The sequence below is a fragment of the Kribbella sp. NPDC059898 genome (assembly GCF_042730855.1).
Lineage (GTDB): Bacteria > Actinomycetota > Actinomycetes > Propionibacteriales > Kribbellaceae > Kribbella.
In genome coordinates, this window is the sequence record NZ_JBHWKR010000013.1 from 40,555 (window position 1) to 52,030 (window position 11,476).

At 68.5% G+C, this 11,476-nt stretch carries 10 protein-coding genes; 5 read left to right on the forward strand and 5 right to left on the reverse strand.

From position 1 onward, the window contains the following. Positions 1-27: 27 nt before the first annotated feature. Positions 28-867, forward strand: a complete 840-nt coding sequence (locus tag ACFV9C_RS32870; RefSeq protein ID WP_380199587.1) for a methyltransferase domain-containing protein — start codon at positions 28-30, stop codon at positions 865-867. On the opposite strand, the gene ACFV9C_RS32875 is transcribed toward ACFV9C_RS32870, so the two are convergent. Next, positions 793-1,713 carry a DMT family transporter gene (locus ACFV9C_RS32875; RefSeq protein WP_380199589.1) on the reverse strand — a complete coding sequence of 307 codons (921 nt, stop codon included), beginning with the start codon at positions 1,711-1,713 and terminating at the stop codon, positions 793-795. The genes ACFV9C_RS32870 and ACFV9C_RS32875 overlap by 75 nt on opposite strands. Before the next feature lie 78 nt (positions 1,714-1,791). Between ACFV9C_RS32875 and ACFV9C_RS32880 the strand changes: the two genes are divergently transcribed. Beyond that, positions 1,792-2,700 (forward strand): LysR family transcriptional regulator, encoded by a 909-nt coding sequence (locus ACFV9C_RS32880; protein ID WP_380199591.1) that lies wholly within the window; start codon positions 1,792-1,794, stop codon positions 2,698-2,700. Here the strand turns inward: ACFV9C_RS32880 and ACFV9C_RS32885 are convergent. Beyond that, positions 2,685-3,236, reverse strand: a complete 552-nt coding sequence (locus ACFV9C_RS32885; RefSeq protein ID WP_380199593.1) for a dihydrofolate reductase family protein — start codon at positions 3,234-3,236, stop codon at positions 2,685-2,687. The genes ACFV9C_RS32880 and ACFV9C_RS32885 overlap by 16 nt on opposite strands. Before the next feature lie 288 nt (positions 3,237-3,524). Here ACFV9C_RS32885 and ACFV9C_RS32890 point away from each other — a divergent pair, with 288 nt between their 5' ends. Beyond that, positions 3,525-4,883, forward strand: a complete 1,359-nt coding sequence (locus ACFV9C_RS32890; protein ID WP_380199595.1) for an FAD-binding oxidoreductase — start codon at positions 3,525-3,527, stop codon at positions 4,881-4,883. Positions 4,884-4,916: 33 nt separating this feature from the next. Here the strand turns inward: ACFV9C_RS32890 and ACFV9C_RS32895 are convergent, their stop codons facing one another. After that, positions 4,917-5,456, reverse strand: a complete 540-nt coding sequence (locus tag ACFV9C_RS32895; protein WP_380199597.1) for a dihydrofolate reductase family protein — start codon at positions 5,454-5,456, stop codon at positions 4,917-4,919. Positions 5,457-5,468: 12 nt separating this feature from the next. Next, positions 5,469-6,032 carry an NADPH-dependent FMN reductase gene (locus ACFV9C_RS32900; RefSeq protein ID WP_380199599.1) on the reverse strand — a complete coding sequence of 188 codons (564 nt, stop codon included), beginning with the start codon at positions 6,030-6,032 and terminating at the stop codon, positions 5,469-5,471. A gap of 74 nt (positions 6,033-6,106) precedes the next feature. Here ACFV9C_RS32900 and ACFV9C_RS32905 point away from each other — a divergent pair, with 74 nt between their 5' ends. Then, the gene (locus ACFV9C_RS32905; RefSeq protein ID WP_380199601.1) at positions 6,107-9,118 is read left to right on the forward strand and encodes a BTAD domain-containing putative transcriptional regulator; all 3,012 of its coding nucleotides are present in this window, start codon (positions 6,107-6,109) and stop codon (positions 9,116-9,118) included. Positions 9,119-9,164: 46 nt separating this feature from the next. Then, a complete protein-coding gene (locus ACFV9C_RS32910) occupies positions 9,165-10,667 on the forward strand; it encodes an LLM class flavin-dependent oxidoreductase (protein WP_380199603.1) in 1,503 nt (500 codons plus the stop codon). Here ACFV9C_RS32910 and ACFV9C_RS32915 read toward each other — a convergent pair whose 3' ends face one another. Further along, complete coding sequence (locus ACFV9C_RS32915) at positions 10,668-11,294, reverse strand: DUF6308 family protein (RefSeq protein ID WP_380199605.1); 627 nt, start codon at positions 11,292-11,294, stop codon at positions 10,668-10,670. It abuts the gene before it with no gap. Between the last annotated feature and the right edge of the window lie 182 nt (positions 11,295-11,476).

Genomic DNA, 11,476 nt, shown 5'->3' on the forward strand with positions numbered 1-11,476 from the left:
GCTCGGCTTACCTGGAGGGGGAGCGGGATGAGCGAGGGAGTGGGCGGGCCCGGGTTCGTCACGGAGCGCGGGAGTTTCCGGGCTGAGCACGTGGCGGATCAGAACGCGGAGCGGCAGGCGTTCGTGCTGGATCAGATCGCTGGGCGTCCTGCGGTGCGGGCGTTGAAGGCGTGGGCGTTGGAGCAGGTGGCGCCGGCCGCGGGGGAGACGGCGGTCGATGTGGGCTCGGGTACGGGGGAGGACGTGCTCGCGTTGGCGACGTACGGCGCGCACGCAATCGGCGTCGAGCCCAGCCCAGGTCTCCGCGCCGAAGCAGCACGTCGCGCGGCCGCGACCCAGGCCGGGCGGGCTGGTGGGGTGGAGTTTGTTGAGGGGCGGGCGGAAGGGTTGCCGTTCGGGGACGGTGCGGTGGATGTGGTGCGATGTGAGCGGGTGTTGCAGCATGTTGATGAGCCGGGGGATGCGGTGCGGGAGATGGCTCGGGTACTGCGTCCCGGTGGGCGGGTCGTGTTGATCGACACGGACTGGGGTACGGCGATCATCCACCCGGCGGATCCCGACGTACTGCGGCGGATGCTCGGCTACTTCCGCGACCAGACCGCCAACCCGTACTCGGGCCGCCGGCTCCGCGAGGTACTGACAGACGCCGGGTTCGAGATCACCGGCGAGACGGCGGCAACGTGGATCGAACCTCAGGAAGGCGCCACCACGGGCTTCGTCGGAATGATGCACACGACGGCGGCTCGGGCCGGCGCGATCACCGAGGACGAGGCCGCGGCGTTCACGAAGACGTTAAGCGACGCGGCTGAGCGCGGCGCCTTCCACATGTCCCTCACCATGTACGCGGTCAGCGCGCGCAAGCCGTGACCGCCGCGGCCACTGCACGACCAGCACCGCCGACAGCACCAACGCGCCGCCGAACCACTGCGCGGGGCTGAGTTTCTCACCGAACACCGCGGCCGCCGCGACCACCGTCACGACCGGCTCGAAGATCGACAGGATCGACGCGACCGAGGCGCCGACCCGCGCCATCCCGGCGAAGAACAGCAGGATCGCCGCGACCGTACTGATCAGCGCCACCGCGGCCAGCCACAACCAGCCGATCGGCGCGAACCCGAAGTCGGTGCCGCCGCGCAGAAACCCCAGTAACACAAAGGTTCCGAAGGCCCCGGTGCACACCAGCGCGGTGAGTGCGAGGGGCGGTACGTCGACCGAGTCGCCGACCAGGATGTACCCGGTGTAGACGATCGGCGCGCCGAGTGCGAGCAGCGCGCCGGACCAGTCGAAGTGGCCGGACAGCGCGCCGCTGAGCACCAGGCCGATCCCGAGCAGCGCGATCACCAGCGCGGCCACCCGGCGGCGCGAGGCGGGTTCGCGGCGGAGCGCGATCGCCGTACCCATGACGAGGACCGGGTACAGGTAGAGGATCAGCGCGACCAGCGACGCGTCGATCCGGGCGAGCGCGGAGAAGTAGAACGTCGACTGCGCGGCGTACCCGAAGGCGCCCATCGCGAGACCGGTGAGCACGGCCCGGCGTGGCAGGTTGCGCAATGCGCCACGGGCGAGGGCGATGCCGAGCAGCAGTACGGCGGCCAGCCCGAACCGGACGAGCAGCAGCGCGTCGACGGACACGCCCGCGTCGTACGCGAGCTTGCCGAACACGGCCATCACGCCGAAGGCGGCGGCGGAAAGAAGGCAGAAGAGGCGTCCCACGACATCGATGGTGGGACCGGTGAACCGTTCACGTCTATCACGGCTTCTCGGACAGCATCGTGAAGCTAAGCTGAACGGATGATGGATCTGCACCGCCTTCGCCTCCTGCGTGAGGTCCACGGCCGTGGCACGGTGCACGGCGCGGCCCGTGCGCTCGGTTATTCGCCGAGCGCCATCTCGCAGCAGTTGGCCGTTCTCGAGCGCGAAGCCGGTACGCCGTTGCTCGAACGCGTCGGCCGCAACGTACGGCTGACCGCGGCCGGCGAGGTCCTCGTGCGGCACGCGGCCGCGCTGCTCGAAGGCGTCGAGGCGGCGGAGGCGGAGCTGGCGGCGGTCGCGGCCGGGCGGGTCGCCGGGGTGGTGCGGATCGGTGCGTTCCAGTCCGCGTTCATCCGGGTCGTCGCGCCGGCGATCCGTCACCTCGCGGCGACGCATCCCGACATCCGCGTGCAGGCGACCGAGTTGGAGGTCGAACAGGCCGCGCCCGCGCTGCGGATGCAGCAGCTGGACGTGATGGTGGGCGACGAGTACGACGGCCAGCCGCGCGCCGTGCACGCCGATCTGCGTCGAGAGCACCTGCTCCGCGAACGGATCAGCGTCGTTCTGCCGGAGGACCATCCGCTGGCCGCGAAGCGCCGGGTCCCGCTCGAACTGCTGCGCGAGCTGCCCTGGGCGGCGTGTCAGCCCGGCACCGGGCACCGCGAGATGCACGTCCGGGTCTGCCGCGAGCTGGGCGGATTCGAGCCCGACATCCGTTACAGCTCGGACGATTTCCGCATCCTGCTGGAGCTCGTCCGTACGACGGGCGCCGGCGCGCTGCTCACCGAGCTGGCGATCGACGCCGGCGCGCCAGGTGTCGCCGTACGACTTCCGGCCGAGGGTGAGGTCGGTCGCGCGGTCTATCTGCTGACCCGTCGTACCCGGACTCCTGCGGTTGCCGCCGTGGCGGACGCGCTGGCGGCGGCTGCCACTCAGACCAGGTCGTGACGCAGCAGCACGGTCCGGTTGTCGAACGAGCGGGTCTCGGCCAGGCGGAGGGTGCGGCGTCCGGTGGGCTGGTGGACGGGCTTGCCGCCGCCGAGGATCACCGGGTGCACGATGACGTGGTACTCGTCGAGCAGCCCGAGCTCGGTCAGCGCGGCCGCGACGCTCGCGCTCCCGGTCAGCAGGATGTCCTTGCCCGGCTCGTCCTTGATCGCGGCGAGCTCGTCGGCGGCGCGGACGATCCGGGTGTTCCAGTCGGCCGATCGCAGGGTTGTCGACAGCACGACCTTCGGCGTCCGGCGCCAGACCGGCGCGAACTCGATCGCGTGCTGGTCCGGGTTCATCGCCTCGGCGTTCGGCCAGTACGACGACATCAGCTCCCACACGTTCCGCCCGTACAGGAACAGGTCGGCGCGGTCGGTCAGCGCCATCGAGTACGCGCCGAGCTCCGGGCCGAGCTCGGCCCAGTCGAACTCGCCGTTCGGGCCCGCGGTGAAGCCGTCGAGCGACTGGTGAACGTAGTACATGATCTTCCGCATGGTGTCCTCCGGGTGCTGCTGATTGTGCCACCTGGTCGGAGCCGGGTCCGCGGAATTGACATGGCTTCGGCCGGTTGCTCAGCGCGTTGCCGGAAAGGGATTGACGAAACCCTCCCGGCTTGGGAGATTCGGAGGGAACGGGCGGGTCTGGGGGAGGGCCGGCCGCCCGTCGGGGGTTCAGACGTTGTCTGGGGTTCGTGCTGTGCTCGACGGCGATGCCGGTCTGCACGGCGTACACGATCGTATGTACGCCGATCTGCGACAGAACGCGCATAGGGGAGCGAGCGCATGATCGAGAACCTGCGGGAACGCACGCGGGGACGGGTGTTCACGGTGGGCGACGAGGAGTACGACGCGGCGCGCCGTGTCAACAACTGGATGATCGACAAACGGCCGCAGGTCATCGTCCGGTGCGAGAACGCCGGTGACGTGATGGCGGCGATCGACTACGCGCGGACGAACGACCTGGAGATCGCGGTCCGCGGCGGTGGGCACAGCGTGCCGGGATTCGGAACGGTCGACGACGGCCTGGTCATCGATCTGAGCGGGATGCGCAACGTCCGGGTGGACCCGGTGAACCGGACCGCACGGGCCGGCGGCGGCGCGACCTGGGGCGACTTCAACGCGGCCACGCACGCCTTCGGGCTCGCGACGACCGGCGGGATCATCTCGACCACCGGTGTCGGCGGGCTGACGCTCGGCGGCGGCATCGGGTACCTCGCCCGCGGGCTCGGGCTGTCCTGCGACAACCTCGTGTCGGCGGACGTGGTGACCGCGGACGGGAAGTTCCTGATCGTCAGCGAGAAGGAGAACGAGGACCTGTTCTGGGCGTTGCGCGGTGGTGGCGGCAACTTCGGCGTGGTGACCGCGCTCGAGTACCGGCTCGCACCGTTGTCGACGATCTACGGCGGCCCGATGTTCTTCGAGCTGTCCGACGCGGCCGCCGTACTGGCCGGGTTCCGGGACCTGATCATGGACGCGCCCGAGCAGCTCGGCGGGTTCCCGGCGTTCCAGATCGCGCCGCCGCTGCCGTTCATCCCGGAGAACCGGCACGGCGAGCCGTTCGCGGCGATCGTCGGCTGCTGGGCGGGCGACCTGGACGAGGGCGAGACGCAGATCTCGAAGTTCCGCTCGTTGGCCCCGGTGGTGGCGGAGATGGTCGGGCCGATGCCGTACCCGGCGCTGAACAGTGCGTTCGACGCGCTGGTGCCGCCCGGGCTGCAGCACTACTGGAAGGCGAACTTCGTCACCGAGCTCACCGACGAGGCGATCCAGGCGCACCTGCGGCACGCGGCCGGCCTGCCGGCGGTGAACTCGACCGTGCACATCTACCCGATCAACGGCGCCTGCCACCGGGTCACCCCGGACGCGACCGCGTTCGCCTACCGGGACGCGAACTTCGCCACGGTGATCGCCGGCATGTGGCCGGACCCGGCGCAGAACGAGGCGTCGATCGACTGGGTGCGGTCGTACTACGACGACATCGCGCCGCACTCCGAGGCCGGCGGGTACATCAACTTCATGGCCGGCGACGACCAGGGCCGGATCCGGGACAACTACCGGCAGAACTACGACCGGCTGGCGGAGGTGAAGCGCAGGTACGACCCGGACAACGTGTTCCACCTGAACCAGAACATCGTTCCGTAAGGGGGTGCGGTCCGGCCGCACCCCCCGCGGGGGCTACTTCTTGGGGCCGAGCTTGTGGACCACGATGCCGGACTTGAACGTCGTGGTCCCGAGCAGCTCGAGGTGGGTCATCTCGATCCCGCTGCCCTGCAGCATGTTGGTGCCGTCGGCAACCACCGGGAAGATCCAGAAGTGGTACTCGTCGACGAGCTTGTGCTCCAGCAGCGTCCGCGAGAACGACCCGGTGCCGTACTTGATCAGGTCACCGCCGTCGGACTCCTTCAGCCGCCGTACCGCGTCGGCCGCGTCGCCCTCGAGCGGCTGCGCGTTCCACTTCCAGTCGGTCAGCGTGCGGGTGGCGACGTACTTCGGCATCGCATTGAAGATGTCGGCGGTCGGGTCGCCGGCGCGGGACAGCCAGGCGTCGGCGAAGCCTTCGTACGTGACGCGGCCGAGTACCTGCGCCTCGACGCCGTCCATCAGGCTCTGGCTGTACGCCATGTGCTCGTCGTCCCAGTACGGCGGGCTCCAGTTCTGCGGCTCGTCGATGACGCCGTTCAGGGTGACGAACGTGGATTCGATCAGCTTCCTCATGGGTCTTTCCTTTCAGGGTTGGTACGGGCGCCGGTTGCGGGCGTCGCGTAGTACTTCGGCCCACCAGACGAGCTGGTCGAGCATGAGCTTGGCTGTTGCCTCGTAGCCGGCGGACGGCTTCGGCCAGCCGCCGTCCGCGGTGAACTGCTCCCAGTAGCAGGGCAGTGCGACGGTGTTGCGGATGGTGACGGCGTGGAGCTCGGTGAAGACCTGTCGCAGCTGAGCGGTCGCATGGCAGCCGCCGTACTCGCGGCCGTAGCTGACGATGGCTACCGGCTTGGCGTGCCACTCCTCGTAGTACCAGTCCAGAGCTGTCTTCAGTGGGGCTGGGAAGCTGCTGTTGATCTCTGGGGTGACAACAGCGAACGCGTCTGCTGTTGCGAGCCTGGTGCCGAGTTGCTGGACCTTCTGCGGTGGTACTTCGTCGGTGTCGGGCAACGTGTCCGGCAGGTTTGCCGTCACCAGGTCGACCAGGTCGACCTCGAACTGCTTGGCGGCCTGCTGCGCGAGCCAGTGCGCCACGGTTGGGCCGAAGCGGCCACGGCGGGTGCTGCCGATGATCACTGCCAGTCGCATCTGCCGTCCTCCTTCCGTCTGACCCAGACTCTGCCGGAAGGCGTTTACGGTTTCTTTCCGGTTAGTGTTCGGTCGTGCGCTTCGGGGTGCTGGGACCGGTGACGGCCTGGACGGACGCGGGAACGCCCGTGGTCATCCAGGGGCTGAAGGTGCGTGCGTTGCTGGCCGACTTGCTGGTGCACGAAGGGCGTCCGGTGCCTGCTGACCGGCTGATCGACCACCTGTGGGGCAGTGCGCTGCCGGGTAACCCGTCAGGGACCCTGTCGGCGAAGGTGTCGCAGCTGCGGCGCGCGTTTGAGGACGCCGAGCCAGGTAGTCGCTCGCTGGTGCGGTCAGGGCCGGCGGGGTATTCGATCGACTTGGAACGCGGGTCGTGTGACGCCGTCCGCTTCCGTGAGGTGGTTGCTGCGGGGGCTCTTGAGGAGGCCTTGGGGTTGTGGCGTGGGCCGGCGTACGCGGACTTTGCTGACGAGGCTTTTGTCGAGACGGCTGTGGCCAGGCTGACGGACGAGCGGCTGAGTGTGTGCGAGCGGGCGGACCTGTCGGTGGCTGACCTGTCGGACCTCGTGCGTGAGCACCCGCTGCGTGAGGGATTGCGGGCCGCGCACATGAGGGCCTTGTACCGTGCGGGGCGTCAGAGCGAGGCCCTGGCGAGTTTTGACGAGGCGCGCTCGCTGCTGTTGGAAGAGCTCGGCCTGGACCCCAGTCCGTCGTTGGTGGCGCTCCAGCAGTCGATTCTCACGCAAGAACTGCCGCACGCGCGGAACAACCTGCCGGCCCAGCTGACCGAGCTGATTGGTCGGGACGACGCTCTGGCTGAGCTTGGCGCTGCTCTCTGCGGCACGGCTCGGTTGCTGACGCTGACTGGGCCTGGTGGTGTTGGCAAGACCCGTCTGGCTCTCGGAGCGGCTGCTGCAGTGGCTGATCGGTTCGCTGACGGTGTGGTGCTGGTGGAACTGGCTGCGGTGACACCGGATGCTTTGTCGGTCAGTAATGCGCTCACCGATGCCGTGCAGGCCGCTTTGGATCTGCGGGACACCGGAGAGGCCATTGTCGATCGCTTGGCCGCGGTGATGGGCTCCCGGCTGCTTGTGCTGGACAACTGCGAGCAGGTGGTTGAGGAGGTCGCAGTACTGGCCGACCGGTTGCTGGCAGCGGCTCCGGGGCTCCAGGTGCTGGCTACGAGCCGTGAGCCGCTGGGGCTGGCTGGTGAAGTGGTGTGGAGCGTTCCGCCGCTGGTGATCCCGGGCGTTGATTCCGAGCCAGAGACGGTGCAGGAGTGCAGTGCGGTGCAGTTGTTCGTCGCACGGGCTGCTGCGGCGTCACGTGGGTTCGCTCTGACCTCGGAGACGGTTGCCGATGTGGCGGTGCTGTGCCGGCGGCTGGACGGGATTCCGTTGGCGCTGGAGCTTGCGGCGACACGAGTACGGGCGCTGGGCGTGCGTGGTCTGGTGGCGCGGCTGGACGACCGCTTCCGGTTGCTGGCGACCGGGCATCGCGGTGCGGCGCCACGGCAGCAGACGTTGCACGCGATGATCGACTGGAGCTGGGAGCTGCTCGACCCGGCGGAGCAGTCCGTGCTGCAGCGGCTCGCCGTACCTGCAGATGGCTGTACGGCGGAAGCGGCGGCGGCTGTTTGCGGTACGGACGACGTACTGGATGTGCTGGTGCGGCTAGTCGACCGGTCGCTCGTCGTACCTGTCGACGGGACGCGGTTCCGGTTGCTGGAGTCGGTGGCGGCGTACTGCATGGACAAGCTGCAGGACGCCGGCGAGTTAGAGACTGTGCGGCAGCGGCACTTGGAATACTACGTGTCGCTGGCCGAGGCGGCGGAGCTGTTCGGTGCGGAGCAGGGTCGCTGGTTGCAGTTGCTGGACGAGGACTCGGCCAACTTCAGGACGGCGTTGGATCGTGCTGTGGCCACGGGGCAGTTGGAGTTGGCTGAGCGGCTTGTGGTCGCGTTGGCGTGGTACTGGTTCCTGCGTGGGCGTCATTTGGAGGCCCTGCGGTCGCTGGAAGCAGTACCGGGGTCAGCGCGTGCTGGGGTCTGGCGGGCCGGGTACTTGTACCTGCTGGGGCGTCCTGAGGCTGCCGTGGAGCGGGACCGCTGGATCGATGCTGCCGATGCTCTGGGGCAGTGGTGGATCGGTTACGCCGCTAGCGATGCAGGTGACCTGGCTGGGTGTCAGACGTTGCTGGACAGCGCACTGAAGCGTTTTGAAGCAGACGGCGACCAGTGGGGCGTTGGCGCCGTCCTGGCGGCACGGGCGAAGCATGCGCATGTACGAGCCGACCTGCCGGCGCTGTACGACGACGCTTTCCGGAGCATCACGATCTTCCGGGCGTTGGGGGACCGGTGGGGCGTGCTGCAGGCGACCAGTTGGTTCGGAGCGCACGCGGAGCTTGTCGGTGACTTCGACGAGGCGGAACGGCTGCACCTGGAAGGCGTGGCGGCTGCTGAAGAGATCGGGCTCTGGCCGGAGCTGGCGAACGAGCTGGGCATGCTCGGTTGGACGTCGATCCGGCAGGGCCGCTACGACGCGGCACGGTCGTACGGCGAGCGCGCAGTACGGCTGGCCACCGAGCAGGGGCAGCGCGCCACGCAGGCGTTGGCGGAGATCGTGCTGGCGTTCGCGGCTCGTCGTACCGGGGCTCTGGACGAGGCGTCGGAGCGGTTGCAGGTGTTGATCGACGTCGCACGCCAGCAGCAGGAGGCCGTGCTGTACCTGTCGCTGGTGCTGGACGAGCTCGGGTTCGTCAGGGAGCTGCAGGGGCGGCTGGCGGACGCCCTCGAGCTGCACGTGGAGGCTTTTCGGGTGTCGGAGGAGTTCGACTCGCTCCGCGGCATGTGCTGGGCGCTCGAGGGGATTGCCGGGTGCCATCCGGACAAGACACTCGCAGCGGTCCTGCTGGGATGTACGGCGGCCACTCGGGCGTCCGAGAACTACCTGAGGGCCGCCACCGAAACGGAGGACCTCGACCGCGCGGTCGCCGCGGCGGCCTCGGCTCCGGACTACCAGGCGGCGTACGCGCGCGGTGCCGAGCTCAGTCCGGTCGAGGCGTTCGCGCTGCTCGTCCGGCAGTAGATGTTCTGTAGTTGAGATTATTCACCTAGCGAAGTAGTTTTGCCGCATGGACTATGGGCATGAGTTGGTCTTCGGCACGTTCCTGACCCCCGCGGTCGACGCCCCGGACCGGGTGATCGCGCTGGCTCAGCTGACCGAACAGGTCGGGCTGGACCTGGTCAGCTTCCAGGACCACCCGTACCAGCCGCGGCTGATGGACGCGTGGACGCTGCTGTCCGTCGTCGCCGCGCAGACCGAGCGCATCAAGGTGACCACCAACGTAGCCAACCTCCCGTTGCGCCACCCCGTGGTCCTGGCGCGCAGCGTCGCGACGTTGGACCTCATTACGGGTGGCCGTGTGGAGCTAGGGCTCGGTGCCGGCGGGTTCCTGGAGGCCGTTGCGGCCAACGCTGGGCCGCGGCTGACCACAGGGCAGAGCATTACCGCTCTGGAGGAGGCCATCGCGATCATGCGCGAGGTCTGGACGCCTGGAGGCGGTGGGATCCGCCTTGAGGGCAAGCACTACACGGTGGCCGGTGCCAAGCGCGGCCCGGCGCCCGCGCACGACGTGTCGATCTGGCTGGGCGCGTACAAGCCCCGCATGCTGGCTCTGACCGGACGGCTCGCCGACGGCTGGCTGCCGAGCAGCGGGTACGCCGGGCCGGACGAGCTGGCCGCTATGAACAAGGTGATCGACGAGGCGGCTGTTGACGCCGGCCGGGAGCCTGCGGCGATCAGGCGGCTCTACAACATCGCCGGGCAGTTCAGCGGGCGCGGTGGATTCCTGCAGGGCCCTGAGGAGGTGTGGATCGACCAGCTGACCGAGCTGACGCTGGGGGAGGGCATCAGCACGTACATCCTTGCCTCGGACAACCCTGACGACATCAGGCGCTTCGCTGAAGTGGCTACCGGCGTACGTGAGGCTGTTGAGGCGGCACGGTCCGGCGCCGTGGTTCCTCCGGCTCCGGTGTCCAGCTTTGGCGTCGTACCGACACCACCTCCGGCTGTGCGACGTAGCGCAGTACAGCTGCTGGACGAGTCGGCGCGGCCAACCGGGCCTGGTCAGGACCCATCGCGGACGTATACGCCGTACCAGCTGCAGTCGGGGCAGCACCTGATCGACGTACACGACCATCTGCGTGCTGAGCTTGAACAAGTGCGTGATCTGGTGGAGCAGGTCGCTGCTGGGACGCTCGGGATCGGTGCTGCTCGGTCACACATCAACACGATGACCATGCGGCAGAACAACTGGACGCTGGGGACGTACTGCGAGTCGTACTGCCGGCTGGTGACTACGCACCACTCGCTGGAGGATGCGTCGCTCTTCCCGCATCTCCGGCGCGCTGACCCTGCGCTGGCGCCGGTCGTGGACCGGTTGCAGGAGGAGCACAAGATCATCCACGACGTACTGGAAGGTGTCGACAAAGCGTTGGTCGCGCTCGTTGACGGCTCAGGCAGCATCGACGGACTGCGCGCCGCCATGGACCTGCTCGACGACACGCTGCTGTCGCACCTGTCCTACGAGGAGCGCGAACTGGTGGAGCCGCTCGCGCGGCTCGGGGTGCTGTAGCTACTTCGCTTCCCCCAGCAGCGAGGCGAGGATGTCGAGCAGGCGCAGCGTCGGCACCTCGCCGAGCAGCCGGGCGGCGCTGGTGGCCGGCTCCGCGATCAGGCGGACCTGGAGCAGCTTGAAGTCGCGGATGTTGGCCGGGTTGACCAGGTCGTCGCGGACCGCCGCCAGGAACGCCGAGCCGGCCGCCGACGTACCGTAGGTCATTCGGATGAAGCTGTCCGTGACCGGATACAGGTACGGCCGCTTCAGGTGCAGCAGCTTCGACTTCTTCGCGTGCCCGAACCCGCGGTGCCCGGTGAACTTGTCGTCCAGCGCCATCGCCGCCTCGAACAGCTCGCTGCCCGGCGCCGCGTCCTCGAGCCGCGCGTCCACCGGGATCGCCGCCAGCTCCTTCTCGGTCTCGACCTCGAGCAGCCACGGGATGTCCATCGCGCGCAGGTCCGACCCGATCACCATCGTCCGGGCCAGGTCCTCGAACGTGATCCGGTTCGGGTCGGAGCCGCCGACGGTGGTCATCCCCGGCAGCCCGTCGTAGTACTGCAGCACGGCGCCGTTCGTCTCGGCGTACAGCCGCAACTGCGCGATCGCCTCGTCGACGACGATCTTCCGGGTACCGATGTTCATGAGCCACACCCTCACACTCTTGGTGGCAGACCCGCCAGCGGGCGGACCATCATTCGAACGTTCCTCACACTGTTTCCGCAGATCGTAGCGACTTCCGGGGGACCTGCACGCCAGGGTCACTTCCCGTTGTCCACAACCTGTAATCATCCCCGCCGCCGGAGTGCCGTTCACCATAAACTCTC